The 26,380-nt window shown below is 35.5% G+C and carries 30 protein-coding genes and 2 riboswitches; of the genes, 16 read left to right on the top strand and 14 right to left on the bottom strand.

From position 1 onward, the window contains the following. Nucleotides 1-12: 12 nt before the first annotated feature. The 6 genes from WAZ07_RS17995 to WAZ07_RS17970 all read right to left on the bottom strand — a co-directional run bounded on the left by WAZ07_RS17995 (nucleotide 13) and on the right by WAZ07_RS17970 (nucleotide 5,124). A complete protein-coding gene (locus WAZ07_RS17995) occupies nucleotides 13-291 on the bottom strand; it encodes a hypothetical protein (RefSeq protein WP_090914161.1) in 279 nt (92 codons plus the stop codon). Between the two features lie 337 nt (nucleotides 292-628). Beyond that, nucleotides 629-1,198: a 1,2-dihydroxy-3-keto-5-methylthiopentene dioxygenase gene (locus tag WAZ07_RS17990; protein ID WP_336473554.1), complete on the bottom strand. Its 570-nt coding sequence runs from the start codon at nucleotides 1,196-1,198 to the stop codon at nucleotides 629-631. After that, nucleotides 1,176-1,814 (bottom strand): methylthioribulose 1-phosphate dehydratase, encoded by a 639-nt coding sequence (locus tag WAZ07_RS17985; protein ID WP_336473553.1) that lies wholly within the window; start codon nucleotides 1,812-1,814, stop codon nucleotides 1,176-1,178. The genes WAZ07_RS17990 and WAZ07_RS17985 overlap by 23 nt, the downstream gene beginning before the upstream one ends. Then, nucleotides 1,811-2,470 (bottom strand): 2-hydroxy-3-keto-5-methylthiopentenyl-1-phosphate phosphatase, encoded by a 660-nt coding sequence (locus WAZ07_RS17980; protein ID WP_090914167.1) that lies wholly within the window; start codon nucleotides 2,468-2,470, stop codon nucleotides 1,811-1,813. The genes WAZ07_RS17985 and WAZ07_RS17980 overlap by 4 nt, the downstream gene beginning before the upstream one ends. Then, on the bottom strand, nucleotides 2,467-3,711 hold the full coding sequence (mtnW, locus tag WAZ07_RS17975; RefSeq protein WP_336473552.1) for a 2,3-diketo-5-methylthiopentyl-1-phosphate enolase: 1,245 nt from the start codon (nucleotides 3,709-3,711) through the stop codon (nucleotides 2,467-2,469). The genes WAZ07_RS17980 and mtnW overlap by 4 nt, the downstream gene beginning before the upstream one ends. Nucleotides 3,712-3,775: 64 nt before the next feature. Then, nucleotides 3,776-3,882, bottom strand: a riboswitch (SAM riboswitch). Nucleotides 3,883-3,933: 51 nt separating this feature from the next. Continuing rightward, nucleotides 3,934-5,124: a pyridoxal phosphate-dependent aminotransferase gene (locus WAZ07_RS17970; protein ID WP_336473551.1), complete on the bottom strand. Its 1,191-nt coding sequence runs from the start codon at nucleotides 5,122-5,124 to the stop codon at nucleotides 3,934-3,936. Nucleotides 5,125-5,227: 103 nt separating this feature from the next. On the opposite strand from WAZ07_RS17970, the gene WAZ07_RS17965 reads away from it, so the two are divergent. From WAZ07_RS17965 to WAZ07_RS17955, 3 genes are all read left to right on the top strand, one after another. Then, nucleotides 5,228-6,007, top strand: coding sequence for a carbon-nitrogen family hydrolase (locus tag WAZ07_RS17965; protein WP_336473550.1), 780 nt, complete (start codon nucleotides 5,228-5,230; stop codon nucleotides 6,005-6,007). A gap of 71 nt (nucleotides 6,008-6,078) precedes the next feature. Then, nucleotides 6,079-6,224: riboswitch (SAM riboswitch) on the top strand. Nucleotides 6,225-6,311: 87 nt separating this feature from the next. Then, a complete protein-coding gene (gene mtnK, locus WAZ07_RS17960) occupies nucleotides 6,312-7,496 on the top strand; it encodes an S-methyl-5-thioribose kinase (RefSeq protein WP_336473549.1) in 1,185 nt (394 codons plus the stop codon). A gap of 247 nt (nucleotides 7,497-7,743) precedes the next feature. After that, entirely contained in the window at nucleotides 7,744-7,929 is a 186-nt protein-coding gene (locus WAZ07_RS17955) for a YvrJ family protein (protein ID WP_090914175.1), read from the top strand. Nucleotides 7,930-8,204: 275 nt separating this feature from the next. Here WAZ07_RS17955 and WAZ07_RS17950 read toward each other — a convergent pair whose 3' ends face one another. After that, nucleotides 8,205-8,981: a 3-hydroxybutyrate dehydrogenase gene (locus WAZ07_RS17950; RefSeq protein WP_336473548.1), complete on the bottom strand. Its 777-nt coding sequence runs from the start codon at nucleotides 8,979-8,981 to the stop codon at nucleotides 8,205-8,207. A 198-nt stretch (nucleotides 8,982-9,179) separates the two neighbouring features. Between WAZ07_RS17950 and WAZ07_RS17945 the strand changes: the two genes are divergently transcribed. Together WAZ07_RS17945 and WAZ07_RS17940 are read left to right on the top strand one after the other, a co-directional pair. Continuing rightward, nucleotides 9,180-9,512 (top strand): PadR family transcriptional regulator, encoded by a 333-nt coding sequence (locus WAZ07_RS17945; protein WP_336473547.1) that lies wholly within the window; start codon nucleotides 9,180-9,182, stop codon nucleotides 9,510-9,512. Nucleotides 9,513-9,567: 55 nt separating this feature from the next. Beyond that, nucleotides 9,568-10,329 (top strand): DUF1129 domain-containing protein, encoded by a 762-nt coding sequence (locus WAZ07_RS17940; protein ID WP_336473546.1) that lies wholly within the window; start codon nucleotides 9,568-9,570, stop codon nucleotides 10,327-10,329. Between the two features lie 344 nt (nucleotides 10,330-10,673). Here the strand turns inward: WAZ07_RS17940 and WAZ07_RS17935 are convergent, their stop codons facing one another. From WAZ07_RS17935 to WAZ07_RS17925, 3 genes are read right to left on the bottom strand one after another with little or no spacing between them, the layout of a single operon-like run. Continuing rightward, nucleotides 10,674-11,291 carry an ImmA/IrrE family metallo-endopeptidase gene (locus WAZ07_RS17935; RefSeq protein WP_090914181.1) on the bottom strand — a complete coding sequence of 206 codons (618 nt, stop codon included), beginning with the start codon at nucleotides 11,289-11,291 and terminating at the stop codon, nucleotides 10,674-10,676. 54 nt (nucleotides 11,292-11,345) lie between these two features. Next, entirely contained in the window at nucleotides 11,346-11,639 is a 294-nt protein-coding gene (locus WAZ07_RS17930; protein ID WP_090914183.1) for a hypothetical protein, read from the bottom strand. 39 nt (nucleotides 11,640-11,678) lie between these two features. Next, nucleotides 11,679-12,185: a hypothetical protein gene (locus WAZ07_RS17925; protein ID WP_336473545.1), complete on the bottom strand. Its 507-nt coding sequence runs from the start codon at nucleotides 12,183-12,185 to the stop codon at nucleotides 11,679-11,681. A 368-nt stretch (nucleotides 12,186-12,553) separates the two neighbouring features. Here WAZ07_RS17925 and WAZ07_RS17920 point away from each other — a divergent pair, with 368 nt between their 5' ends. From WAZ07_RS17920 to WAZ07_RS17910, 3 genes are all read left to right on the top strand, one after another. After that, nucleotides 12,554-12,847: a DUF3928 family protein gene (locus tag WAZ07_RS17920; RefSeq protein ID WP_336473544.1), complete on the top strand. Its 294-nt coding sequence runs from the start codon at nucleotides 12,554-12,556 to the stop codon at nucleotides 12,845-12,847. Between the two features lie 128 nt (nucleotides 12,848-12,975). Next, on the top strand, nucleotides 12,976-13,425 hold the full coding sequence (locus tag WAZ07_RS17915) for an NUDIX hydrolase (protein ID WP_336473543.1): 450 nt from the start codon (nucleotides 12,976-12,978) through the stop codon (nucleotides 13,423-13,425). Between the two features lie 142 nt (nucleotides 13,426-13,567). Further along, the gene (locus tag WAZ07_RS17910; RefSeq protein ID WP_336473542.1) at nucleotides 13,568-14,743 is read left to right on the top strand and encodes an acetyl-CoA C-acetyltransferase; all 1,176 of its coding nucleotides are present in this window, start codon (nucleotides 13,568-13,570) and stop codon (nucleotides 14,741-14,743) included. Nucleotides 14,744-14,781: 38 nt separating this feature from the next. Here the strand turns inward: WAZ07_RS17910 and WAZ07_RS17905 are convergent, their stop codons facing one another. After that, nucleotides 14,782-15,510 (bottom strand): AAA family ATPase, encoded by a 729-nt coding sequence (locus tag WAZ07_RS17905; protein ID WP_336473541.1) that lies wholly within the window; start codon nucleotides 15,508-15,510, stop codon nucleotides 14,782-14,784. A 233-nt stretch (nucleotides 15,511-15,743) separates the two neighbouring features. Between WAZ07_RS17905 and WAZ07_RS17900 the strand changes: the two genes are divergently transcribed. From WAZ07_RS17900 to WAZ07_RS17890, 3 genes are all read left to right on the top strand, one after another. Further along, nucleotides 15,744-16,490, top strand: coding sequence for a hypothetical protein (locus WAZ07_RS17900; protein WP_396547495.1), 747 nt, complete (start codon nucleotides 15,744-15,746; stop codon nucleotides 16,488-16,490). 298 nt (nucleotides 16,491-16,788) lie between these two features. Then, the gene (locus WAZ07_RS17895) at nucleotides 16,789-17,298 is read left to right on the top strand and encodes a GNAT family N-acetyltransferase (protein ID WP_336473539.1); all 510 of its coding nucleotides are present in this window, start codon (nucleotides 16,789-16,791) and stop codon (nucleotides 17,296-17,298) included. Between the two features lie 70 nt (nucleotides 17,299-17,368). Continuing rightward, on the top strand, nucleotides 17,369-17,746 hold the full coding sequence (locus WAZ07_RS17890; protein WP_336473538.1) for a hypothetical protein: 378 nt from the start codon (nucleotides 17,369-17,371) through the stop codon (nucleotides 17,744-17,746). A gap of 22 nt (nucleotides 17,747-17,768) precedes the next feature. On the opposite strand, the gene WAZ07_RS17885 is transcribed toward WAZ07_RS17890, so the two are convergent. Continuing rightward, nucleotides 17,769-18,203, bottom strand: a complete 435-nt coding sequence (locus WAZ07_RS17885) for a DUF3997 domain-containing protein (protein ID WP_090914198.1) — start codon at nucleotides 18,201-18,203, stop codon at nucleotides 17,769-17,771. 145 nt (nucleotides 18,204-18,348) lie between these two features. Here WAZ07_RS17885 and WAZ07_RS17880 point away from each other — a divergent pair, with 145 nt between their 5' ends. The 3 genes from WAZ07_RS17880 to WAZ07_RS17870 all read left to right on the top strand — a co-directional run bounded on the left by WAZ07_RS17880 (nucleotide 18,349) and on the right by WAZ07_RS17870 (nucleotide 19,733). Next, entirely contained in the window at nucleotides 18,349-18,804 is a 456-nt protein-coding gene (locus tag WAZ07_RS17880) for an RDD family protein (protein WP_336473537.1), read from the top strand. Nucleotides 18,805-19,063: 259 nt separating this feature from the next. Then, nucleotides 19,064-19,159: a flagellar motor protein gene (locus tag WAZ07_RS17875; protein ID WP_396547331.1), complete on the top strand. Its 96-nt coding sequence runs from the start codon at nucleotides 19,064-19,066 to the stop codon at nucleotides 19,157-19,159. A 97-nt stretch (nucleotides 19,160-19,256) separates the two neighbouring features. Continuing rightward, nucleotides 19,257-19,733, top strand: coding sequence for an SDR family NAD(P)-dependent oxidoreductase (locus WAZ07_RS17870; protein WP_336473536.1), 477 nt, complete (start codon nucleotides 19,257-19,259; stop codon nucleotides 19,731-19,733). Between the two features lie 38 nt (nucleotides 19,734-19,771). On the opposite strand, the gene WAZ07_RS17865 is transcribed toward WAZ07_RS17870, so the two are convergent. After that, complete coding sequence (locus WAZ07_RS17865) at nucleotides 19,772-20,872, bottom strand: ABC transporter ATP-binding protein (protein WP_336473535.1); 1,101 nt, start codon at nucleotides 20,870-20,872, stop codon at nucleotides 19,772-19,774. A gap of 278 nt (nucleotides 20,873-21,150) precedes the next feature. On the opposite strand from WAZ07_RS17865, the gene WAZ07_RS17860 reads away from it, so the two are divergent. Continuing rightward, entirely contained in the window at nucleotides 21,151-22,827 is a 1,677-nt protein-coding gene (locus WAZ07_RS17860) for a glycoside hydrolase family 13 protein (protein WP_336473534.1), read from the top strand. A 222-nt stretch (nucleotides 22,828-23,049) separates the two neighbouring features. On the opposite strand, the gene WAZ07_RS17855 is transcribed toward WAZ07_RS17860, so the two are convergent. Next, complete coding sequence (locus WAZ07_RS17855) at nucleotides 23,050-24,810, bottom strand: alpha-glycosidase (RefSeq protein ID WP_336473533.1); 1,761 nt, start codon at nucleotides 24,808-24,810, stop codon at nucleotides 23,050-23,052. A 305-nt stretch (nucleotides 24,811-25,115) separates the two neighbouring features. On the opposite strand from WAZ07_RS17855, the gene WAZ07_RS17850 reads away from it, so the two are divergent. Next, nucleotides 25,116-26,378, top strand: coding sequence for a sugar ABC transporter substrate-binding protein (locus tag WAZ07_RS17850; protein WP_336473532.1), 1,263 nt, complete (start codon nucleotides 25,116-25,118; stop codon nucleotides 26,376-26,378). Nucleotides 26,379-26,380 lie beyond the last annotated feature (2 nt).

Raw genomic sequence — 26,380 nt, 5'->3', positions numbered from 1 at the left:
GGACTTTTTTATTTAGGAAAGGCTTGTTGCTCGGCGTGCTTTTTCAATTGGAAAGGGAATTACTTCAGCCATTCTGTTTCGAGTAAATCGTTTTGTGCGAGCGTGACGTAATATATATAATGCAAACAGTATACCAACAGGAATTGCACCATATAAACTGAAAAATAAAGCGCTTACAGTAGATGCGACGAAGCCAATCATACCAATTTCTAACTCATCCATAATAGCACCCACAACAGCAGGTATAGACCCGCAAACGACACCAAAAAGAATTGCTAAAATTAACTCCATGTATTCCCTTCCTCCTTTTTACAATTTCGTTCTGTTTTTCTATTATTTGTATTATAACATAGTTTAAACAGAATTTTCAGAAAAAATTCATAAAATGTTCATAAAATTGTAAAAAAATATTCAACAAAAAGAAGGTTTATCTCATAAAAGGAGATAAACCTGCCCATAGGAGGATGTATATATGTAGAGTGAATAAAGGAAAGGAAAAGGGGAACCAATTCCCTTTATTCAACATGCTACCTTAATAAAGTGAAACTTCCATCAGTGGGGGTTTTTTTCATCCCCCACTGATGGTTAGTTGAACCAATCGGGCTTTTATGGGCAGTTATCCCCCCACCTATCTTCTTTGCTTCTCTCCCAATCTAGAGGTGGGGGTCTTACTGCCCGTTAATGCGGGATAAATAGGAACCCAACCTTCAGTTGTTACAAAAATACGTATTGCCACAACTTGACGGTCGTTTTGAAGGGAAAAATAATGTCTCGTATTTTTAGGTACCGAAATTAAATCTCCTGGTTTAAGTTCAACATCAAAGAACCGGCCATTTTTTCCTTGGATGGTAAAAATGCCATGTCCGCTAACGATAAAGCGAACTTCATCATCAGTATGATGGTGTTCTTGTTTAAAGTTTACTAACAATTCATCTAGATTAGGTGTTGCACTAGAAAGTGAAATAACATCGTTTGCTTGATATCCACGGCGCTTAGAAATATCAGTAATTTCTAGAGCAAACACTTCTAAAATTTCGTTCTTATTTTCATCAGTTAATACATAGTTTTCTTGTAAATAAACAGGAAGTTTTGTAATATTCCATTTTTCATACAAAACATCTTCATTTTGTAAAAACTGTTGTACGTCTATTTCTTTTTCAATACGTGTGTTAATTTCATGAATACGAATTTGCGCCATGTTGAACGCCTCCTTTAATTGATAAAAGTTTAATATGGAACTGGAAGAGAAACTCGTATGCTTCTAATCTTTTTTTTGCATCAAAGCGATCTTTTCCCCATACGGTAATACCGTGATTTCGAATTAAAACAGCTCCTTCATCTTTATGAATATGCTTACGGAATTCCTTACCTAAAGTGGGAATATGCGCATAATTTTCGATAATGGGAATTTGAATAGAAGCTCCTTCTTCCCAAATGTTAAGTGCTTTAATAATTTCTTGATTACAGAGTACAACCTTTTTATCATATATATTTGTAATGACATTATTATCGGTTGTATGAATGTGCAAGACACATGCAGCCTTTGTAAGGTTATAAATGTGAGTGTGCAGCAATGTTTCGGCTGAAGGGCGTAAATCAGTTTCTAAAACAGGATTGCCGTTTTGATCAACTAACAAAAAGTCGTCCGGCGTTGTTTTTGTTTTATCTCTTCCGCTTGCTGTAATGAGAAAGGTAAGAGGGTTATCACTCACTTTTATTGAAATATTACCGCTTGTTGCTGGAAACCAGTTTCGGTCGGTTAATTCTTTTTTCAGTTCACTCAGTTCCTGCCATTGATGAAAGAGTTGTTTCACTTCATCACCCCTAACAATTTCTCTATTTCGTTTTGTATATCATGAAATGTTTCAAATGGTATATAAGAAATGTTATGTTCTATACATTTTGTAATCAAAAAGTCACGAGCAAACACTTTGTCAGCAAGTTTTGCTGCCTGCAAATCTGTAATAGAATCACCGATTACAATTTTAAAATCGCTTTGTGAACTTAAATTACGAATAAGTGCCGATTTACAAAGACCACATTCATTTTCACAATGTTCATCGCACGAATGCGGCCAATTTACTCGAATTGTTTCATTGGAAAAATCAGTTGTATTACAGTAAATTTGTTCAAAATCAACAAGTCCTTCGAGAAGAGGGTAAACAAAAAAGTCCATTCCTCCAGAAATGATATAAAGTGAGATATTGTTTTCTCGCAAAAACTGTACAAATTCTGTAAAGCCGGTACGAATGTCTGCGGTTTCTTTTATAAAATCTGTAATTTTATCTTGTAAACTTGTGGGTAATAGAGAAAAAAGTTTTCCTACACCTTCTTGAATAGAAAGTTCTTGTGATAAAATTTGTTGTTTAATGGTTTCAGCTTCTGGTGGGGCAAACTTTTGCATAATGGCAACAATATTATCGTTATTTGTAATTGTGCCATCGAAGTCACAAAAAATTTGAATGCTCATGCTTTCACCTCTTTAGATGGATCGCCCCATAAACGTAAAGCGGCTTGTAAATAAGAATCATCAACCTCATGAAGCGGCGTGTTTGTTAGCGCTGCATTGATAGCTGAGCAAAATGCTTTTCCGCCTCCCAGTGCACCAGAGGGGTGTCCGTGAATACCGCCACCAGCATTAATAACACATTGCTGACCAAAGTCACGAATGAGGAGCGGAACAAGTCCCGGGTGAATGCCAGCAGATGGAACAGGAAAGCTTCGGTTAAATGGTTCGTTTTCATCTGTAAGTGTTTTTGCTAAATAAAGTGCATCTTCTTGCTTTAAAGCGACATTTCCATACGGTGATGGAAATAGTGAGAAATCTGCACCAGCATAGCGAAGAAGCTTGCCAAGTAATAGAGAAGAAGAAAATCCATATAATTTAGATGCTATGTAAGTTCCGCTTACTGCTGGATGTGCCATAATTGGGATAGAAATATCATCATCTTCCGCTAATGCTTGCAACACATCAAGTCCATATGCGAATACGTTGAAAAGTAATAAATCAGCTCCAGCAGAAGCGGCTTGTTTTGCCTTTTCCTTTAAATCATAAGTCCGTCCTGAGAGATTAACGGCATATAACGTTTTATGACCGTATGTTTCATAAACAGATTGCAAAACTTCTTTTCCAGCGTGAATGCGTTCTGATAGTGGTGTTAACGGATTATCAAATAAAATTTCATCATCTTTTACAATGTCAACACCGCCTCTTGCTTGATCGCGAAGTTGTGTTTTTAAATAACCGATATTCCGACCGATCATTCCTTTGAAAATACTCATGAGAAGAGGGCGATTGTGAACATTCAAATTGTTTCGTATTTCATCGATACCAAATTTTGGGCCAGAAAAGTTCTTTTTGATATCATCAGAAAATGTTAAATCAAGTAATTTAATTTCTCCGTCCAAAGATAATTTTCCAAAAACAGTTGTAAAAATTGCTGGTAAATCGGTGCTGAAGTTAGCGGACGGATAATGAATTTTAATAAGTCCGCGTGTGACTTTTTTATCAAGATATATGTTTGTTTTTTCATCATCTTCTAATTTTTCTACGCTAACGACTGAACCTTTATGTCGTTTTAATTGTTTTTGTAATAAGTGGGGTAAGTGTGTCCACGAACCAACTGTTAAACCGAGAGCAATTTGCTCTGCTTTTTGACTTAAATTATGAGAATCATCATGAATGAAGTATGTTGCTGTTATTCCGCTCATTTTCATAACCTCCTAGTTGAATAAAAAAACCTCTCAGCTAAGGAGAGGTTTTTTTACAACCAGCTCCTTATCTGTCAGCATAATGCTGCGAGAATTAGCACCGTGCCTACATAAAGTAGATCGGTTGCCGGGTTTCATCGGGCTCGTCCCTCCACCAGCTCTTGATAAGAAGTATTTGGAAATGTTTAAAATTTTTGATAACTGAATTTTGACAGAGAATTTTTACGTTGTCAATGGTTTTTTGAAAATTTTTAATTTAGCAATTCTATGAACTGCTTCTTGAAGACGTTCCTCTGAATGTAATAAGCCAACGCGAATATAACCTTCCCCGTGTTTGCCAAAACCGATACCTGGGGCGACGGCGACATGTGCTTGGTTTAATAGTACATCAGCAAATTGCTCTGACGTATAGCCATCTGGAACGGGAAGCCATGCAAAAAAAGAACCATTTGGTGAGGCGACATTCCAGCCAATAGAGCGACAAGCAGTAATGAAAGCATTTCTGCGAGATTCATAGCGTTCTACGAGCTCATCGACACAAGTTTGCGGTTTTAATAACGCTTCACAAGCAGCTTCTTGTACGGCACCAAAAATACTAACATACATATGATCTTGTAATAAGTTAATCGTTTCAATGACACTTTCATTTCCAACAGCAAATGCAATGCGCCACCCTGCCATATTATATGTTTTTGATAACGTATAAATCTCAATGCCAACATCTTTTGCTCCATCGACTTGTAAGAAACTAAGCGGTTTTTTAGCATCAAAGCCGATGGCACCATACGCGAAGTCATGACAGACTAAAATGTTATGCTCGTTCGCAAACGATATAGTTTCCTCAAAGAATTTTGTTGTTGCAACGGCTCCGGTCGGATTGTTTGGATAGTTTAAAAACATTAATTTTGCTTGTTTAGCAGTTTGTGCATCAATCTTTGTATAATCAGGTAAAAATTGATTTTTTGCTAGCAGTGGCATTGTAGCAATCTTTGCTTTTGCTAAGGCTACGCCTGATAAATAATCTGGATAGCCTGGATCAGGAACAAGGATTGTATCACCTGGATTCGTAAAACAAAGTGGTAATTCAACTAAGCCAGCTTTCCCACCAAATAGAATAGCTACTTCTGTTTGTGGGTTTAATTGTACACCGTATTCACGCTCATAAAATGTAGCGACAGCCTCTTTTAAATTTTCATGTCCTCGAAATGGTGGATATTTATGGTGAATAGGGTGTTCTGCTGCCCGTTGTAATGCTGTTACGATGTGTGTTGGTGTTGGCTGATCTGGATTTCCTTGTCCTAAGTTAATAACATCATGACCAGCTTGCATTACTCCATTTACTTTTGTGACAAGAGAAGCAAAAAATTGTGTTGGTAATGATGTTAATATCTCGGAAGTTTGAAAATGTTTCATACTTTCCACCTCTTTTGAAAATTGGTACAATTATAGTGACAAATAATATAATTTTTCCAACTTTTTGTAAAGGAAAAAATAAAAAGGAAGAAGGAAGAAAGTAATGAAAATTGCTTGTGTTCAAATGAATATTACTTTTGGTGATGTTGAAAAAAATATAGAACATGCCGAAAAAAAAATAAGCGAAGCAATGAAGGGAAATCCAGATGTTATTGTATTGCCAGAGTTATGGACAACAGGTTATGATTTAGAACGTCTTCCTGATATTGCTGATCTAGATGGCAATTATACGAAATGTTTATTATCAAAGTGGAGTAAGCAACATGGTATAAATATTGTCGGTGGTTCGATCGCGAAGCAGACAGAGAATGGTGTTACAAATACGATGTATATTAGTGATCGAAATGGAAAAATTGTGGCTGAATATAGTAAAGTGCATTTGTTTCAACTGATGGATGAGCATAAATATTTGATTGCTGGAAATGAAACGGGGCATTTTCTATTGGAGGATATACCGTGTGCAGGAACAATATGCTATGATATTCGTTTTCCAGAGTGGATGCGTATTCATACTGCACATGGGGCAACGGTATTATTTGTTGTAGCAGAGTGGCCGCTTGTTCGTTTAGCACATTGGCGATTATTGCTTCAAGCAAGGGCGATTGAAAATCAATGTTATGTTGTGGCGTGCAATCGTGCGGGGAGTGATCCTAATAATGTATTTGCAGGCCATTCACTTATTATTGATCCTTGGGGAGAAATTGTTACTGAGGCTGATGAAACAGAAACGATTTTGTATGGAACATTAGATATAAAGAAAATTTCTGAAGTACGTAAAGGGATTCCTGTTTTTTTTGATCGGCGTCCAGAATTATACACATAAAAAATGTTGACAAACAAATTTTATTCTTGGTATAGTCAGAAACAGAAACGAAAAATTCAGACAACTATATACTCTTATCAAGAGCAGGTGGAGGGATTTGGCCCGATGAAACCCAGCAACCGACCGTAATACCATTGTGAAATGGGGCGCATGATTGGCGCCTAGTAAGGCACGGTGCTAATTCCAACAGAAAGAGAGACTTTCTGATAGATAAGAGGGGAGAAGTGAATCTTCAAACCTCTTTCGCTGTAGAAAGGGGTTTTTCTTATGATGAAAAGCCCTGATATATTGAGGGGGAATCAAAGTGGGATACAAGCAGTTAACAGAAAAAACAGCTGTGACATATGCGAAAGAGAATGGGTATTTTTCAGAAGGGACAGTAGTTACTTGTGAAGAAATTGGTGATGGGAATTTAAATTATGTGTTCCGTCTACATGATGGGAAGAAGGGGCTCATTCTTAAGCAGGCTCTTCCATATGCAAAGGTAGTAGGAGAAAGTTGGCCGCTATCTTTACATCGTGCAACAATTGAGAGTCATGCGTTGCAAATTTTTGCGAAATATGTACCAGAATATGTACCGGAAGTATATGGACACGATGGAACGTTAGCGATTATTGCTATGGAAGACTTATCGGCATTAACGATAACGAGAAAAGGATTAATAGACGGAGAAGATTATCCGTTATTATCTCGGCATATTGGGCGTTTTTTAGCCCATGTTCTTTTCTATACATCAGATTTTGGATTAAAATCAGAAGAAAAAAGAGTGTTAGATAGTCAGTTTGTAAATCCAGATTTATGTAAGATTACAGAAGACCTTGTATTTACTGATCCATTTGCAAATTATGAAACAAACGACTATGAAGAAGAATTACAAGATATTGTTGACGAACTTTGGTGTGATAAAAATTTGAAGCTAAAAGTAGGACAGTATAAATATAAATTTTTAACAAGAAAAGAAGCATTAATCCATGGTGATTTACATACGGGAAGTATATTTTCTTCCTCTTCCGAAACGAAAGTGATTGATCCAGAATTTGCAACATTTGGTCCACTTGGATTTGATTTAGGTCAATTTATTGCGAATTTATTAGCAAATGCATTGTCGCGTAAGGAGAACAAGCGCAACGTAATATTTTTTCATATTGAACAAACATGGAGCGTTTTCGTAGAAACATTTACAAAACTATGGATGCTTGAAGGTGTGGAAGCATATACGCAAGATAAGCAATGGTTACCAATTGTACTACGAAATATTTTCAAGGATGCTGTTAGCTTTGCGGGATGTGAGATGATACGTCGTACGATTGGCTTAGCGCATGTAGCAGATTTAGATGAAATTCCTCAAAAAGAAGTGAAGTTGCTAGCTAAACGACATGCATTGCGTTTAGGAAGAAAGCTACTTCTACATGAAACAGAAAATGCGGATGCTCGTTTATTCCGTATACTATTTGAGTCTATTGTTTTTGAAAAGGAATTGAGGGTATAAGTAGGAGTGCCATGCACTGTTATACAGAATAAAATATAATTTGCATTTGCTTGCTCCCTTTGTTTTAAATCTCGCATGTGGCAGGAAGAGGCCCTGACCGCTTCAATGCATGGCCAGACGCTCTCGTCCTCCCTTAAAAAGAACGTGGTTTTTATGTCGGTTTTTCAATTTGCATTTATATAGTTTGTTTTTAGTTACCACTTTTTTGCCTCTCTGCTTATTTATAATAAGAAGGGAGGAGACATCGATGGAGGAATGGATATCCGTTATTGGCAATGTTGGTTTTCCAATTGTTGTGACGCTATACTTGCTGCATAGAATTGAAAGTAAGTTAGATAGCGTTATTGTTGCGATTGAGAAGTTACCAAAGCAAATGCAAAGGTATGAATCTCCAAAAGAAAATATGTACATGCAAATTGAAAAAACGACGTAACTACTCAGTCACTCTATGAAAAACCGATAGAAAAGCATTTTTTTAAGTGGTCGAGAGGGACTGGCTATGTATAGTAGCGGTCAGGGCTTTTTCCTGCCACATGCCAGGTTTGAAACAAAAGAAGCAGGCCAGTAGCCAGCATGTTGTATTCTGTATAGTTGCGATTTGTATGTTAAAAAATCAAAGTGGATTTATATATGTAACAGAAACGGATTGTGTGAATAGGCACAATCCGTTTTTAAAATTGATATAGAAGAAGCATAGTTTATTGAATTTCACTGTGCAGTATAACCACCGTCAATGACAACAGCTTGTCCTGTAATCCCTTTTGCTTTTTCGCTTGTTAAAAATAAGGCGTAGTCTGAAATTTCTTCTGTATGTAATAATCGTTGTTGCGGTACAAGCGGGTAAATGACATCTTCTAGTACATGTTCAAGTGGGACATTTCTCGTTGTAGCTAAATCTTGAAGTTGGTTGCGAACAAGCGGTGTATCAACATAGCCAGGACAAAGTGCATTTACGGTAATGCCATGTTCAGCTCCCTCTAATGCTGCGACTTTTGTAAGTCCGATTACCCCGTGTTTGGCGCTATTATATGCAGATTTTCCTGCAAAGCCAACGAGACCATTAATAGAGGCGATGTTGATGATGCGCCCGTATTTTTGCTTTTTCATAATAGGAAATGCATGTTTTATTGCAATAAACGGTGCAATTTGCATAATTTTAATAAGCATTTTAAACTTTTCAGTTGGGAAATCTTCAATTGGAGAAACGTATTGCATGCCTGCATTATTAATTAATACATCAAGTGAACCAAATCGTGTAACCGTTTCAGAAATAGCTTGTTCAATCTCACGTTCTACTGTTACATCACATTGCATTCCAAATACTTTATACCCTTCGTTCTCTAATTGTTTCACTGCCTCTTGTACTCGGTCCTCTAACCGATCCGTAATCATTACAGTTGCGCCTTCTTTCGCAAAAGCTTTTCCCATTTCATATCCAATGCCACTTGCTGCACCTGTTAAAAATACAACGCGATTTTTAAACATTTTTTATTCCATCTCCCCTATGAATATAGTTAGCTCTACTGCTCTATTTATAGAAACAAAGTAGAAAATCCTGCAATCTTTTGGAAAAAATACGCAAGCTATCTTGCTTTGCAAAATACTGTTTGCTATACTATTTTGTAAAGCAAGATACTTATACCTATCTATCTTATAAAACAAGGTAGAGGAAGGATTTGAATTATGTCGACAAGTCAAATGTTAAAAGGTATTTTGGAAGGATGCTTACTTGCCATTATTTCTGAAGGAGAAATATACGGATATGAAATGAGTGAAAAACTGGCACAGTATGGTTTTACAATGGCAAGTGAAGGAAGTATTTATCCACTATTAATTCGCATGCAAAAAGAAGAATTGATTACAAGTACGATGAAAGAATCACCATCTGGTCCAAAGCGAAAATATTACACATTAACAGAAAAAGGTGAAGGTGCACTAGATGATTTCATGGAACGGTGGGAAGCGATGCAAAGTAGTGTGCAGCGTTTGTTAGAAGGTAAAGGGAGGAAACGATAACGCTGACATGATGAAAGTAAATCAAAAACAAGTAATCTAAACGAGGGAGAGTATCATGCAAGTTTCTAAAGAAGGCGAAAAGTTTTTAGTTGATATGAAAGTATACTTATTAACAAAAGGAATAAAGGAAGGAGATGTAAATAACTTTATAGAAGATGCTGAGCTTCATTTAATAGAAGGAGAAAAAGAAGGAAAGACGGTAACAGATATTTTTGGGGATTCTCCGAGAGAATATGCGGAAGAATTGGCTGAAGAGATGGAAATTGATAAGAAAGAAAATTGGAATTTACTAATTTCTTTCGTGATTGCAACGGCAGCTTATTGGATGATTCCAGAACTTGTATTTCGAAATGCAGGGAAACCATTCACTGTATCACTTATTAATTTAATTGGATATCCTATCATTTTATTCTTGATGATAGCAGGGATGATTTTTGCTTTTCGTAGCTCTAGTTTTCAAAGTAAATTGAGGGAGTTTTCTATTATATATGTAGTAATGGCTGTCATTCCAATGGTTTTACTTGTTGGATTAATGCTGCTTAATAAACAGTATGGTACAGCATTTTTCTCTTTATCCTCGATTCAAAGTTATATTCTTGGTTTCTTATTATTTGCAGCAGCTATAATAATTAATTTTCGTTTAAATAGCTGGATGGGGGTATTAACATTATTTGTTTTGCTTTTTATTATGTTTGTATTTGAATACTTTAAAATTAATAATACGGAATGGGGAAATTTAGAGCCAATTGTGTCGTATGGAAGCTTAGTACTGCTTATGATGTGGGATTCTAAACGTCAAAATATTGTGCAGAGATAGTTAAGATAGGAAAGAGTTAGAGGTTTTCAAAACAATCAAAGTAGTTTCTAGAAGATACAGGAGCGTATTTAACGGTAAAAGGAATAAAAGAAGATATAAAGTCTTTTGGGGTAGAAGAGAGGAATTACTCATATAAATTCATGGTGGTTTTTCAACATATAGGTCGCTGCTATGCAGGATACAACATGACCTGTACTCGTTTTCTTCTTTTGTTTTCAGCTTTGCATGTGGTAGGAAAAGGCTCTGACCGTTTCTATGCGCGGCCAGATGCTCTCGTCCCCCTAAAAAGAAAGGAGTTTTTATGTCGGTTTTTTAACTTGTATATATAGAAGTACCTGCAACAATTACTTTTTTTCTTTACGCAATAAAGGGCTTTGTAAAGATAATTCTCTTTGAGTATTTGTTAATAAGGAATCTATTTGTGATTTATGAGGGGGAGGAACGATATAATGCATAAGGTTTGTAGGAGAAGGATGGTGTTCGGAACCGTTTGGACACTCGGGATCTGCATTTGTAAGCTTGTCCTGTACACGTCGTGTGAATAAAATGTGACCAAGTTCGTGTGCAAGTGTGTACATGTTCCTCGAAGCTGAAGCGGCATTTGTTAATACAATGTAACCTTTAATTTGTGTGTGAATGGCTAAAGAATAGGCGCAAGCGATAATGGATTGTTCTTGAAAATAATTACTGCCGATATAACAAATATAAATATCACATTGCGAGGCAAGTTCCCTGCACTCAGCAAATAAAGAAGTCAACTTTGGTTGTGATTTTAGCGAAGATACATAACTAATCTCACCATCATGAAAACGATATGGCTCATCTAGTACGTTGACATCCTTAATTTTAAATACGATAGGATGCCAAATATATTCAGCAATTGCAATATCTTTAGCAATACGTTCTTTATCAATATGAGATCCGGGAGTAATGCAAATACATATGTTAACATAAGGACGCATAGGAGGCACCTCAAATATAGTGAATTTTTCTGTCTGGATAAAAAGGAAATGAACTTAACGATTGAAAAAAGGGGGGATAAATGTTTTTAATGTATTTATATTATTTTTTTGTCGAACTAGGTAGGGAGAATATTCTTTATTTGATAAGAGTTGCGGAAGTATAGCATCCTCTTTATTTAGTAAACTGCTAAAATTTGTGATCATATGTGAGAACTGTTCATCAGTAATCATACCACTCGAGTGCCAATAACACATCATTGCATAAGCAAGGGAACTTGTATCGACGTTTACGTTCACATTAACATTAGAATTTCCGCTGTTTGAAATTTCGGAGCTATTTCGCCGCATGGTCAACCCTCCTTACAAAAATAGGCTACTTTTAGTAGCCTATTCATTTAAATTATTTTTGTTTTTGTTTTGGCTTTGGATTCGGATTTGGCTTTGGTTTTTGTTTTGGCTTTGGTTTTTGTTTTGGCTTTGGCTTTGGATTCGGCTTTGGTTTTGGAATTGGTTTTGGCCTTGGTTTTGGAATTGGTTTTGGCCTTGGTTTTGGCCTTGGTTTTGGAATTGGTTTGGGTTACTCTGCTGGGATGGAGTAGCATTATTTAATGCATTCGTTAAGAATGGAAGCAGGGCTGCTAATAGTTGGTTTGTAGCATCTGTATTCGATTGCCCTTGTCTCTGATTCTGTTCTACATCAGTAGGCTGCCGATTAGAAGAAGCTGTTTCAGAATCTATATCAGAGTCTACATTTAAATTTACGTGGGAGTTTCCACTATCTGAAATTTGAGCAACGTTATGATTGTGTGCATGTCTTTCTGTTACTTCGTCTGGGGGATCGGGCTGAGTATACTGGAGTCTTTTTCGATCGCGATCGTGATTACTATAAGACAAGAAAATCCTCTCCTTTAGTAGCTACATAAAATGTCTATACGATACTTTATGTAAAAAGAGAGAAAGTGTATGGACAAATGAACCATCACTTTGAGTTGTTTTTTATTTTGTTATAACGTGAGTTAATAATAATTTATTATATTTACATGAATTTGTGAAAAATTTTAATACAAAAATAGGGGCATTTGTATTAGCAGCTGTGTTTCAGATAAAGGATTTGTTCATTTTCTCTGAAACTTGAGGATGGGGCTTTACTATTCGTAAATAGCAGAATAAAAAAATGATGAAAAGAAGTCAGAAAATAGTCAAACTTCGACACGCTTATATATCCATTTTTTGTTATAGTAAAAAGAAAAGGGGGAAAAAACATGTATACACTTAAAATTGTTTCAGACCGTGAAGCTATTTATCAATTTGCGAGTTATGCTCAAGTTGTACAAGGGGTAGAAAATGTATATGTGGAAGTGGGTGAAACGTTGTATGAGCCCCCGCTCATGAAGTTTTATGTTCATGTCTCCGTCAAAGAAGGGTATGAACACGGAAAAGCATTGCGGGAAATTGCACGTTTAGTAGAATTAGGACGTTTTACATATGTACATTACCGAGATGAAGAAATTGAAAGAGCATTTGAAGACGTAAAATATGAAAGTCATATAGGCTAGATAATGTAAGAGGAAGGGGCTAATGTGAGTTAGCCTCTTTTGTGTGAATAAAAATATTTTATATGTATCAAACAAATAAAGAAGGAATTTTGCTATTATAGGAGGGGGAAAGAAAGGGGAGTTACATAATGGGGTATATACAGGAGCTAAGGGAATTAGTTGGAACAAAACCACTTATAATAGTAGGATCAGCAATTATTGTTTTAAATGAAAAGAATGAAGTATTATTACAACTTCGTTCTGACACAGATGATTGGGGATTGCCAGGGGGAGCAATGGAGTTAGGAGAAACAATTGAAGAAACAGCAGAGAGGGAATTAAGAGAGGAAACTAGTTTAAAAGCAGATTCCTTACAGTTTCTCGGTGTGCTCTCTGGTCAAGACTTATATTATCGTTATCCTCACGGAGACGAAATTTATAATGTAATCAATGTATTTCAAGCGCATCATGTGTATGGTGAAATGAAATGTGATGAAGAAGGATTGGATATTCAATATTTTCCGATTGATAAGTTGCCGAAATTGAATACAACAACAGAAAAAATTCTTCAAAAATTTTTATTAGCATTAACAGAATAGAAGGAGATAAGTATCCTTCTATTTTAATTTTATTAAATATTTTTATTTTTTAGTTACTTTCTAATATAATAGACATAGATATGCATCTTATGGTATTTCATCCGAATTTTACTAGGATACATAAGAGAGGAGAAAGTACACGATGCGTAATGTAGTCGTTACAGCGGCAGTTCGTTCACCGATTGGAACATTTGGAGGAGCTTTCAAAAATGTAAAACCAACTGAACTTATAGTTCCTGTATTGCAGGAAGCTGTAAAAAGAGGCGGTGTGTCGCCCCGTGAAGTAGATGAAGTGATTTTAGGTCACTGTATTCAGCGAACAGATGAGGCAAATACAGCAAGAACAGCAGCTCTTATGGCGGGATTTCCTGATACGGTTACTGGTTACACAATTCAGCGTCAATGCGCTTCAGGTATGCAGGCGCTAATTTCAGCCGCAATGCAAATTCAATTAGGTGTAAGTGATGTTGTTGTTGCAGGGGGAGTAGAAGCGATGAGCTCTAGTCCGTATCTATTAAAAGAGAACCGCTGGGGACAACGACTACAACATGGAGAAATTCGTGATATGGTGTGGGAAGTGCTAGAAGATCCAATCCATCATATTATGATGGGAGAAACTGCGGAAAATCTTGCCAAGCAATCTGAAATTTCTCGCGAAGAACAGGATGAAGTAGCGCTGTTAAGTCATCAACGTGCTCTTCATGCAATCGAAGCGGGTTATTTTGATGAACAAATTGTGCCGATTACGATAAAGGAACGTAGAAAAGAGATTGTCGTTTCTAAAGATGAACATCCTCGTGCAGATATTACGTTAGAAAAACTTTCGGGTTTAAAGGCAGCTTTTCGCAAGGGTGGCACAGTAACTGCTGGAAACGCATCAGGTATTAATGACGGAAGTGCAGCGTTAGTCTTAATGAGTGAAGAGAAAGCGAAAGAAAAGGGGCTGCAACCATTAGCGAGAATTGTTGGATACTCTGTAGCAGGCGTAGATCCTAAAATTATGGGAATTGGGCCAGTTCCAGCAATTCAAAAAGGACTGCAAAATGTAAATTGGTCGGTAAATGATGCCGATTTATTTGAAATTAATGAAGCATTTGCTGCACAATATTTAGCAGTAGAGAAAGAATTAGGCTTGGATCGTGAAAAAGTAAACGTAAACGGCAGTGGAATAGGTCTTGGTCATCCAATTGGATGTACAGGAGCACGTATTACAGTAAGCTTGATTCATGAATTAAGAAGACGAGGATTAGAAAAGGGTATTGCTTCTCTTTGCGTCGGTGGCGGTATGGGAGTAGCGTTATTTATAGAAGCATTATAATAACAAAACCAGCTAGTGTATCTACTAGCTGGTTTTGTTTATGAACGGAAGAGATGATGAAATAGTCTTTCGCGATCTTCAAAAAAGAGTTTCATCGTTTGATAATGTTCGGTTTCTTCTAACGTAATTTCTTGTATTTTCTCTTGATGTAAAGAGTACATAATCGCGTCTGGATATGCCATTAAAATCGGGGAATGTGTAGCTATAATAAATTGTGCATTTTGATTAATGAGCTCGTGCATACGAATTAACATGGAAAGTTGGCGCATTGGTGATAAGGCAGCTTCAGGCTCATCTAAAATATAGAGTCCGTTACCAGAAAAACGGTTCATAAATACAGAGAAAAATGATTCACCGTGGGACTGTTCGTGGAGGGAAGTACCCCCATAAGAGCGAATAGCATCAATTTCATCAATATAAGATGCAACATTATAAAAAGATTCCGCACGAAGAAAAAATCCATCTTTCGGTTTTTGTAAACCTTTTCTGAGTATGAGGTATTCATGCAAGTCAGAATGAGAAGCGTTTGTCGAAAAACGAAAATTTTTTGTCCCTCCCTCTGGGTTGAATCCCCATGCAGTGGCAATTGCTTCTAATAATGTTGATTTTCCTGTCCCATTTTCTCCTATAATATAGGTAACCTTTGGATGAAAGGACAAAGATTGTAATGAATGAACAACAGGCAAGGAAAAGGGATATACAGAAAATGATGGGATTTTGTCTTTTTTTAATAAAATCGTTTGCAAAAAAGGTTGTTTCTCTAGCAATATAAGAACCTCACTTCAAAGTAGATTATATTTCTAAAGTAGCAGAAAAGCTAAGCGATAGACAACTTATGTAAATACAAGTTGAAAAACGAACATAAAAATCCCTTTTTTAGGAGAGAGAGGATCTAAGCATGCATAGCAGCGACTTATATGTCAAAAAATTCAAATGGATATATATATAGTATAATAGTACATGCAATGATAGTTTCATAGTATGTACTGACAGGAGAAGGATTATGAAAATATGGAACGTATTTTGTATTTTATGTAGTTTTGTCATCATTTTAAGTGGTTGTACTCAGCAGGAAAGAGTGAAGCAACCGAAGAAGCAGGCCATTCCAGAAACAGATGAGTATGGTGGTATACAATTAACAAAAGTAGGACAAGAGATTAAAGAGAAAAACTGGGGTACTTTAACGTTAGAACAAATCAAACATGTAAATGAAACATTTATAGTTGGAACGATGAAAATTTATGTAGAAAATGTAAGAGTTATTACATTATCAAATATGGAACCTGAAACAAAAGAGACGTTGAAAATGTATACAAAATTAACTCCGGAAGAAGTACAACACCGCTTAGGAGAGACACTGGAGCAAACAGAGGCAGAATTATATGCATCACTAAGTGGACAAGATATTGGTGATACTGCTAAATATCTTGAAATCACATATAAGGTTGAAAATGCAGGCGACAAAGAGATGCAGTTCTTTTCTATGAATGATGTAACTGTAAATGAAAAGCAACAATTTCATGTGCCAACGAAAAACTTCTTATATGCAGAAGATACGCTTGTTGGTACAAAAAGTGTAACGAGAGAGGATTATAGTTCTGGAGAAACAAGGGAAGGGTTAATCGGTCTTTTATTAAGTGACAATAATGAAAAAGTAAAAACGATTTCTTTTACAACAGATATACTTGCAATAGGAGACATACATGAAAAAATTGCAGAACCACAAACATTTACCATTTCACTATAATAGTGAAATGGTTTTTTCATTGTTATATAAATACAAATTTAAAAAATCGACATAAAAACCCTCTTTCTATTTAGGTGGGCGAGAGCATCTGGTTATGCATAGAAGCGGTCAGGGCCTTTTTTCTACCACATGCGTGATTAAACAAAGGGAACAAGTGAGTACAGGTCATGTTGTATTCAGCAGAGCTAAACAAAGATGTCGAAAAATTACAATGGATATATATAGTAGGATAGGAAATATGTCGTTTTATAGAGAATTTATATTTATATAGTGTTTAGTTTAGTAGGGAGATGAAAAAATGTATATTGTCAAAGCTAATGTAAATGATGCAAAAGCACTCGCACATGTTCATGTTGATAGTTGGAGAGAAACATATGAAGGGATTATGCCAAAAGAAGTGTTAGATAAAAAATCGTATGAGCAGCGAGAAGGACTATGGAGAAAAATATTACAAGAACAGCAATCGCATGTTTATGTTGCTAAAACAGTTGCCGGAAAACTAATCGGTTTTGCAGATGGTGGGAAAGAGCGAACAGGTAGTTATGAATATGAAGGAGAGTTATATGCGATATATATTTTAAAAGAATACCAGCGTAATCAACTGGGGAAAAGATTGCTAAAAGCGGTAGCAGCGGATTTATATAAGAATGGCTATCAGTCTATGCTTGTTTGGGTAGTAGCAAATAATCCCTCTAAATATTTTTATGAAGCAGTACAAGGTTCTTTTATAGATGAGAAAAATATTGAAGAATTGCACGTAAAAGAACTTGCATACGGTTGGAAAGATATAAAAATTCTTCTTATATAATACAACTCCCCGCTCGTTTTATCATTTCATGAATATAATGAAGTGAATAGAGTGAAAGGAGAGACAATCCGTGAGAATGTTCACGGTTTTGGCTGGATTTATTATAGTCGCTTGCTTTCAAATAGGTTTCTTATATATGTTACAACGAATTGAGCAAATATCTCCTATGTATCTTCTATGTGAATTTATATATATAGTAGTACTATTTGGATATGGAATGGGCAGTGCACATTATTTTTATAAACATAAGAAGTATATATTTATAGTCGTATTTATCTTTTTCTACATCTGGGGATATTATAGTTACAACGATAGTGTTCAAGGCATTTTGCAACTGCATATTGTATCGATTCAACAGGCATTGCAATTATTATTTTGTATTATGTTTGGAGCTATTGTTTATGGAATGTTGTTTTATAAAGAAAATACGGAAAAAAAGGTCAAATGAAATATTTTCATTTGACCTTTTTTTAAGATTCTTGTTTTGCTTTCGTAAAGTAAGTTTTTACGTTCTGTAATTGCAGTTGTTCTGAGATGCGAAATTCTTGTTTTTGTTCGTCAAATTGTTTTTTTGTATAGGGACCAAACCGGCGGTTATTTTTTAAATCGATAATCCAATAATTCTCTTTTGCTTGATTGGTGAGAGAAGCATCAGGATTGTTAGGATCATCCGTTTGTTCCATTTGTTTTGCTAAAATATAAGCGTCATTCCAGGCAATTTCTACAATTTTTGCTGGGATATATTGAGAAGCATATAGGGCATCTGACTTTGGGAATAGTTCTAGTGCATCACCGCCAACGTTAATGAGCTCATATTCATCGCTAACGCTGTAATGAGATTGATTATAATTTGTTGCACAACTAGCTAGAAGTATGAAAGAGCAGAAAATGATGAATCGTTTCAAAATGAGCTCCTCCTTCAGAAATGTGACTGATACATATTGTACAGGAAAAGAGAGTAAAACACCAATTTATGAGTTGTTTACAACTGTTTTTAGACATGATACGATGAAACAGTTAATATAGGATAGAAAAAGGAGTCGACACAACATGAAGCTGAAAATACATCGTCCAGCGATCGTTATGAATCGCATAGGGGCTGCAATTATCGATATGTTTTTCATTTCTGTTCTGTACGGTGCTGTTGTCTCAATTACAACAGGGAACTATAAAGCGATTTTGAATCGTTTTAATGTGAGTTCAGGAGATATTCGTTACGATCTTGGACTTGTATGTTTATTAATGGCGCTTTATTTTATCGTTCTACCATTTATTTGGAATGGATATACACCAGGGAAAAAATTCACACGTACAAAACTTGTATCACTTACAGATGAAAAGTTAACGTTAGGAATATTAACAATGAGGTTTATTGTATTGTTAATACCAAATATCTTATTTCTTGGAATCCCAGCATTATGTAATATATACATAATGCTGTTTAGAAGTGATAATAGCGGTTTTCATGATCTCATAGTAAAAACTAGAGTTATAAGTATTGTATAGAAAAGAGAAGCAGTTGCTTCTCTTTTCTAATTACTGTAAAATTTCTTTTGCAATAATTGAGTAAAAGAAATTTTACAATAAAATTTTTGTTAAGTCTAAATTTTTACAAAATTCGATACTTTTAATTGGTATAATAGAATTTGTATAGGACAGGCATCTCCTATATAGTACCCTCCATATTGGTGGCGCGTCACGGAAAGGCGCGCTTTTTTTATTTATAATAAAGAGTAATAATTTTATATTGGGGAGGAGCGAACTGATGGGAGGAAGTTTATTATTTTGGGGAACTCTTATTTTTGTCGGTCTAGCTTTTGATCCATATAATAGTAAGAAAAAAGAGAAAGTTCAAAAGTAAACGATTACATCTTATATATCTATCTTTTCCTGCTTGCAGATGTTTTGAAAAAAGGAGTATACTGTGACGGTAAGACTAACCAGAAGGAGTAATGACGATGAAGCTAGCAGGAAAAATTGTCGTTGTAACAGGTGGTGGCATCGGTATTGGCCGTAGCACGGCTCTTTTGTTGGCAGGGCGAGGTGCAAAAGTAATTGTGACAGATATTGATGAGGAAAGCGGACAAGCAACAGTCGAAGAAATTGTAGAATTAGGTGGAGATGCAATTTTTGTTACTCACGATATGAGTAAGCAAAGTGATTGGCGACACGTTTTAGAAGTTGCACTTGAAGTCTATAATAGGGTTGATATGTTGTTTAATAATGCTGGATTATATAAAATAGATCCAATTTTTTCTCATGAAAAAGAGAACGATTCCACTACACTTTGTATAAATGACGTCTGGATAAAAATAAAACAATTGACGTCATCTTTTATGAAGCAGCAAGAAGAAATAATGTTAACAGATTTACCGATTTCTGGTGTTATAGGAGCAAGGCAACAATCGTTTCAGACAGCAGAAGTAGTATTATAATGGAAAACCGTCCATGAATATGGACGGTTTCTTTGTATTTAGCGAATGCGGTTTTCGGTTTTTACATCAAAGAAGTGCGCTTTATTCATATCAAAAGCAAGCTGGATTTGATCACCATTTGTGAAAGTATGTCTCGCATCGACACGTGCTGAAAAATCTTGACCTCCAAGTTTCATATATAAAATAGATTCTGCGCCTAATAGTTCAGCAACATCGATTTTTGTTGTAAATGTTGTATCTTGTGAAGCTTCTAAAAATAAGAGTTCATCATGAATATCTTCTGGGCGAATTCCTAAAATAACTTCTTGATTGCTGTAGCCTTGTTCGCTTAGTAGTTTCATTTTTCCTTCAGATACTTTAATTTTTATCTTATTGTCTATTACAAAGTGAGTCCCTGTTAACTGACCACGGAAAAAGTTCATCGCAGGAGAGCCAATAAATCCGCCAACGAAAATATTTTCTGGTGTTTCATATACTTCTTTTGGTGTTCCAATCTGCTGTATTTTCCCATCTTTCATAACAACAAGGCGCGATGCCATTGTCATAGCTTCTGTTTGGTCATGTGTCACATAAATAGTTGTTGTCCCAAGTTTTTGATGCAGCTTAGAAATCTCTGAGCGCATTGTTACACGTAATTTTGCATCAAGGTTTGATAATGGCTCGTCCATTAAGAAAACCTTTGCATCACGAACAATGGCACGTCCTAATGCAACACGTTGTCGTTGTCCTCCAGATAATGCTTTTGGTTTTCGATTTAAATATTCTTCTAGTCCTAAAATACGGGCTGCATCTTTCACGCGGCGATCAATTTCATCTTTTGTTATTTTACGAAGCTTTAAGCCAAATGCCATGTTATCATAAACACTCATATGCGGATAGAGTGCATAGTTTTGAAAGACCATTGCAATGTCGCGATCTTTTGGAGGAACATCATTCATTACCTTGCCATCAATTGAAAATTCACCTTTTGAAATATCTTCTAAACCAGCGACCATTCGTAATGTTGTTGATTTCCCGCATCCAGATGGACCAACGAATACGATAAACTCTTTATCTCGTATGTGTAAATTGAAATCTGTTACTGCTGTTACATTGTTATCATATATTTTGTAAATGTTTTCTAATTTTAGTTCTGCCATGACTTTTCCCCCTAGCAAAAAAAGTGTGCAAACGTTTTCTTTCGTTTTATTATAAATGAAGGCATGAAAAAAAGAAATAAAAAAATTAAAACGTTTTCATGTTTTTTGAAAGCGTAGTTTAAATATTGTGTTCTTAGTATTAGCAGAGCGCTGGTTTTACAATTATTTGATAATAGGAAAGGTGTAAGTCTGTTTTCATTTTATTTAAAATCTGTTATCATTCACTAATGAAAACGTTTGCGCCTATTTGTAATTAAATAATGAAATGGGGTAGCACGATGAAGAAACAGTGGTGGAAAGAAAGTGTTGTATATCAAATTTACCCTCGCAGCTTTATGGATAGTAATGGTGATGGTATTGGTGATCTTCGCGGAATTATTTCAAAGCTTGATTATTTGCAAGAACTAGGCATTGATGTAATTTGGTTATCGCCAGTTTATGAATCTCCAAACGATGATAATGGTTATGATATTAGCGATTATCGTAAGATTATGAATGAGTTTGGGACGATGAATGATTGGGATGAATTGTTAGAAGAAATGCATAAACGTAATATGAAATTAATGATGGATTTAGTTGTCAATCATACTTCAGATGAACATCATTGGTTTGTTGAATCTCGGAAATCAAGGGATAATTCATATCGAGATTATTATATTTGGCGTAAAGGAAAAAGTGGAAAAGAGCCAAATAACTGGGGAGCTGCTTTTAGTGGATCTGCTTGGCAGTATGATGAAACAACAGATGAATATTATTTACATTTATTCTCAAAAAAGCAACCGGATTTAAACTGGGATAATGAACGTGTGCGTAAAGAGATTTATGAAATGATGGAATTTTGGCTTGAAAAAGGGATTGATGGTTTCCGTATGGATGTCATTAATTTTATTTCAAAAACAGAAGGGCTCCCAGCTGTTGATACCGAAGAAGAAGGATATGTATCAGGGCATCAATATTTTATGAATGGACCTAATATTCATACGTATTTACATGAAATGAATCAAGAAGTGCTGTCTAAATATGATATTATGACAGTTGGTGAAATGCCAGGTGCAACAACGGAAGAAGCTAAACTTTATACAGATGAAGAGCGTCAGGAATTACAGATGGTATTTCAGTTTGAACATATGGATTTAGATTCTGGAGAAAACGGTAAATGGGATGTGATACCATGCTCACTCCTTACGCTAAAGCAGAATTTAACAAAGTGGCAAAAAGCATTAGAACATATAGGATGGAATAGTTTGTATTGGAACAATCATGATCAGCCGCGTGTTGTCTCTCGCTTTGGTAACGATACAACTTATCGTATTTCGTCAGCGAAAATGTTAGCGACGGTACTTCATATGATGAAAGGCACTCCTTATATTTATCAAGGTGAAGAGATTGGAATGACAAATGTCAAATTTGCTTCAATCGATGAGTACCGTGATATTGAAACACTGAATATGTATCACGAAAAAGTGAATGAACGTGGTGAGAATCCAGAAATAGTAATGCAATCTATTTATGTGAAAGGCCGCGATAATGCTCGGACACCGATGCAATGGGAAGACAGCGAACATGCTGGGTTTACAACGGGTAATCCGTGGCTTCAAGTAAATCCTAATTATAAAGACATTAATGCGTGGCAGGCATTACGTGATCCAAATTCAATTTTTTATCACTATAAGAAATTGATTGAGCTTCGTAAAAAGCATGAAATCATTGTGTATGGTACGTATGATTTAATTTTAGAAGATCATCCATCTATTTTTTCTTATGTAAGAACATGGAAAGATGAGAAATTAGTTGTGATTGCGAATTTTACTGAAGCTTCATGTGTATTTGAATTACCGAAAGAGATAACATATAGTAATTTAGAGTTATTAATCCACAATTATGATGTGCAGGATGAATCAATTGAAAATATTGTTCTACAACCGTATGAAGCACGGGTGTACAAATTGAAATAAGCAATATATAACTAGGCAATAGAGAGGCTTTGAGATTGTGTAAAAAGAGGGTTATGTTGGTACATAAAAACGACACGTGGCTTGTAAATGATGAGATACAACACATCTCAGTTTTTAGAGAATAGTTGCCGGACATGATAGAATCGCAGGGTGTTTGCTGCTTCGTCTTACGTGAAAAATGAAATCAAAAAAGCCTTGTATAGAAAACAAGGCTTTTTTGATTTACCATGTTAAAATTGAAAATCCGTATGGTGGAAGTGTAACTTGTAATGAGTTTGTATCGGCAGAAAACTCTTCTTTTGTATATAGATTTATAATTTTTTTGCCAGCGATATCATAAGGGATAGGAGCTGTAATTTTCTGGTTTGTTGCATTTAAAACAAAAAAGATTGTTTCGTCTTTGTATGTTTTTATATAAGAGATATAATCGTGTTTGCTATTTGTTTCAATCCATTGAAATGAACCATGTCCACTAAAGGCTTTATATTGTTTTCGCAGTGAAATTAATGTTTGTATATGCTTAAATAATACTTTATCTTGTTTATTTTCATCCCAAACCATACATTTTCGGCAATCAGGATCCATTCCACCATCCATACCGATTTCATCACCATAATAAATACATGGTGAACCAATGAAAGAAAGGTGGAATACGTATAGTAATTTCACTTTATCCTTATTTCCGTTACAAGTTGTCAAAATCCTCGGTGTATCATGGCTATCTACTAGATGAAAGGCAGCTTCATTTACATTCATGGAATATGAATGTAAAGATGCTGTAATGTGTTCCATAAATTCACTAGCTTTAATCGTTTCATGTGCAAAGTAAGAAAGAAGGGCATTTGTAACAGGGTAACTCATAACAGCATCAAATTGGTCGCCCTGTAGCCATGGGAGTGCATCATGCCAAATTTCTCCTAAAATATATACTTCTGGATTAATTGCTTTTATTTCACTACGGAACTCTCTCCAAAAGCTATGATCCACTTCATTTGCAACATCAAGTCGCCAACCGTCAATGTGAAACTCTCGTACCCAATAACGTCCTACTTCTAGTAAGTATTCTTTTACGTCTGGATGAGTAGTATTTAGTTTTGGCATATGTGGTGTAAAAGCGAATGTATCATAATTAGGCAAAGGTGCTGTTGTAATTGGAAATTCATGAATATGAAACCAGTCTTTGTAAGGAGAGCATTCTCCTTTTTCAAGAACATCTTGAAATTTATCGAAAAAGTATCCGCAATGATTAAATACAGCATCTAGCATGATTTTTATACCACGTTGATGGCATGCTTCTACAAGCTTCTGAAATGTTTCCTTCGTCCCAAATTGAGGATCGATTTCCATATAATCAATTGTGTCATATTTATGATTAGAGTGCGCTGTAAAGATAGGGGTAAAGTAAATACCAGAAATACCAAGTTCTACAAGGTAATCAAGATGATTCATAATGCCAGCGAAGTCCCCGCCAAAAAAATTTGTTGCGGTTGGATTTGTGCTGCCCCAAGAAAGAGAGTTAGCTGGATTGTATGTATGATCTCCATTAGCAAATCTCTCTGGGAAAATTTGATACCACACTGCATCTTTTACCCATGAAGGGGCTGTAAAAACATCTTTTTCATGAATAAATGGGAAGCAAAAGTAATAGCCAACATCGTCGGTAGGTGCTTCGGAGAAGAAGCCTCTTTCGGTAAAAATGATAGATTCAGTACTGTTTTTTAGTTCGAACCCGTATCGTAAGCGCTTAAATTTCGGTTCAATTGATACAAACCAATAATCAAATAAATCTGTCGAACCACTCTTTTTCATTGATATTTTTGCTGTGAGCCATTTCCCATTTTGCCATTCATATGGATCACCATAAATGAAGGAAACTACATCTACATCGTTTTTTTTCGTACGCAGCCGAATGTGAAGTGTTTTTTGATCGTAAGCGTATGCGTAATTATCTTTTGGCCTATGGTATATAGCTTCTTTGAACATATAGAAAGTCCCCCTTGAATATTTTTATCAATAAATATATGCTGCAAACGATTGCTTTTTAATATACTTTTAATATTGCTTATAAGAGTAGTACTCATTCCATATAAAGTCAATGGATGTATAGATTAACTTTATAAATTTTAAAAAAATAATATTGCAAAATTTATAAAAGAATGTATAATGATAGACAAATAGCGCAAACGTTTTCATAGATTGGAAAGTTGTTTGTGCTTCTATTAAACTATTATATGCAAACGTTTTCATTTTTTTGGTTATTATGTACATATTTTAGGAGGTAGTTAGGGATGAAGAAGAAAGCGTTATCTTTATTAACAGTTTCAGCTTTGACAATCGGAATGTTATCCGCGTGTGGTCCGAAAGATTCAGGGAAAAAAGAAGCGAGCAAGGAGAAGAAAGATTATGATCTTCTTGTTTGGGAAGATCAGAAAAAAGGTGTTGCTTTAGATCCAGCCGTAAAAAGTTTTGAAAAGAAATATAATGTAAAAGTAAAAGTTGTAGAAGTTCAGATGACGAAACAAGAAGAAAAACTTCGACTTGACGGTCCGGCTGGTACAGGGCCAGATGTTGTAACATTGCCGCATGATCATATTGGGAATGCAGCAACAGAAGGGCTGCTTTCTGAAATGAAAGTAGATGATTCTGTTAAGAGCAAGTTTACTGATTTGTCACTAAAAGCACAAACATATGATGGGAAATTATACGGTTTACCAAAAGCTATTGAAACCCCGGTATTTATTTACAATAAAAAATTAATGCCAAAAGCGCCAGAAACGATGGATGAACTGTTTAATTTTTCAAAAGGGTTTACGAAGGACGGGAAATACGGATTTTTAGCATTAGGAGATAACTTCTATTTTGCGAATGCATTTATGGCTGGTATGGGTGGTTATGTATTTGGTGAGAAAGATGGTAAACCGAGCCCAGCAGATATTGGTTTAAACAATAGCGGTGCAGTACAAGGTGCAGAATATATTCAAAAATGGTATAAAGAAAACTTATTTCCAAAAGGTATTATCGGTGAGTCTGGCGGTTCAGCTGCAGATGGATTATTTAATGAAGGAAAAGCAGCATCTATTATGAACGGTCCATGGGCATTTCAAGCAATTGAAAAAGCAAAGATTGACTATGGTGTAGCTCCAATGCCAAAATTACCAAATGGTCAACCGTTGAAAACATTTGTTGGTGTAAAAGGATGGCATGTAACAAGCTTTTCAAAAAATAAAGATTTAGCAGCAAAATTCACTGATTGGGTAACAAATGAAGAAAATGCAAAAATTCGTTTTGAAAAAACAAAAGAAATTCCTCCAGTGAAATCAGTGATGGAAGACCCAATTATTAAAGATAGCGAAGTTGCAAAAGCGGTAGTAGCGCAAGCGGAAAATAGTATTCCAATGCCGAATATTCCAGAAATGCAAGAAGTTTGGAAACCAGCGGGTGATGCGCTGCAATTAGTTGTAACAAACAAGCAAGATCCAAAAGCTGCACTTGATGGGGCTGTGAAACAAATTAAAGGAAACATTGAAGCAAATCATAGTAAGCAAAAATAATA

The sequence above is a fragment of the Bacillus bruguierae genome (genome assembly GCF_037104725.1).
GTDB lineage: Bacteria > Bacillota > Bacilli > Bacillales > Bacillaceae_G > Bacillus_A > Bacillus_A bruguierae.
Note: the sequence above shows the minus strand (reverse complement) of the source record. Positions and strands in the feature narration are given on the sequence as shown.

Coding starts and splice junctions, on each gene's coding strand:
- WAZ07_RS17950 (WP_336473548.1), bottom strand. CDS start 8,981: ATGTTTAAAAATCGCGTTGTATTTTTAACAGGTGCAGCAAGTGGCATT.
- WAZ07_RS17895 (WP_336473539.1), top strand. CDS start 16,789: ATGTATATTGTCAAAGCTAATGTAAATGATGCAAAAGCACTCGCACAT.
- WAZ07_RS17915 (WP_336473543.1), top strand. CDS start 12,976: ATGGGGTATATACAGGAGCTAAGGGAATTAGTTGGAACAAAACCACTT.
- WAZ07_RS17880 (WP_336473537.1), top strand. CDS start 18,349: ATGAAGCTGAAAATACATCGTCCAGCGATCGTTATGAATCGCATAGGG.
- WAZ07_RS17860 (WP_336473534.1), top strand. CDS start 21,151: ATGAAGAAACAGTGGTGGAAAGAAAGTGTTGTATATCAAATTTACCCT.
- WAZ07_RS17850 (WP_336473532.1), top strand. CDS start 25,116: ATGAAGAAGAAAGCGTTATCTTTATTAACAGTTTCAGCTTTGACAATC.
- WAZ07_RS17910 (WP_336473542.1), top strand. CDS start 13,568: ATGCGTAATGTAGTCGTTACAGCGGCAGTTCGTTCACCGATTGGAACA.
- WAZ07_RS17855 (WP_336473533.1), bottom strand. CDS start 24,810: ATGTTCAAAGAAGCTATATACCATAGGCCAAAAGATAATTACGCATAC.
- WAZ07_RS17965 (WP_336473550.1), top strand. CDS start 5,228: ATGAAAATTGCTTGTGTTCAAATGAATATTACTTTTGGTGATGTTGAA.
- WAZ07_RS17870 (WP_336473536.1), top strand. CDS start 19,257: ATGAAGCTAGCAGGAAAAATTGTCGTTGTAACAGGTGGTGGCATCGGT.
- WAZ07_RS17970 (WP_336473551.1), bottom strand. CDS start 5,124: ATGAAACATTTTCAAACTTCCGAGATATTAACATCATTACCAACACAA.
- WAZ07_RS17955 (WP_090914175.1), top strand. CDS start 7,744: ATGGAGGAATGGATATCCGTTATTGGCAATGTTGGTTTTCCAATTGTT.
- WAZ07_RS17990 (WP_336473554.1), bottom strand. CDS start 1,198: ATGGCGCAAATTCGTATTCATGAAATTAACACACGTATTGAAAAAGAA.
- WAZ07_RS17935 (WP_090914181.1), bottom strand. CDS start 11,291: ATGCGTCCTTATGTTAACATATGTATTTGCATTACTCCCGGATCTCAT.
- WAZ07_RS17945 (WP_336473547.1), top strand. CDS start 9,180: ATGTCGACAAGTCAAATGTTAAAAGGTATTTTGGAAGGATGCTTACTT.
- WAZ07_RS17865 (WP_336473535.1), bottom strand. CDS start 20,872: ATGGCAGAACTAAAATTAGAAAACATTTACAAAATATATGATAACAAT.
- WAZ07_RS17920 (WP_336473544.1), top strand. CDS start 12,554: ATGTATACACTTAAAATTGTTTCAGACCGTGAAGCTATTTATCAATTT.
- WAZ07_RS17980 (WP_090914167.1), bottom strand. CDS start 2,470: ATGAGCATTCAAATTTTTTGTGACTTCGATGGCACAATTACAAATAAC.
- WAZ07_RS17930 (WP_090914183.1), bottom strand. CDS start 11,639: ATGCGGCGAAATAGCTCCGAAATTTCAAACAGCGGAAATTCTAATGTT.
- WAZ07_RS17940 (WP_336473546.1), top strand. CDS start 9,568: ATGCAAGTTTCTAAAGAAGGCGAAAAGTTTTTAGTTGATATGAAAGTA.
- WAZ07_RS17875 (WP_396547331.1), top strand. CDS start 19,064: ATGGGAGGAAGTTTATTATTTTGGGGAACTCTTATTTTTGTCGGTCTA.
- mtnW (WP_336473552.1), bottom strand. CDS start 3,711: ATGAGCGGAATAACAGCAACATACTTCATTCATGATGATTCTCATAAT.
- WAZ07_RS17995 (WP_090914161.1), bottom strand. CDS start 291: ATGGAGTTAATTTTAGCAATTCTTTTTGGTGTCGTTTGCGGGTCTATA.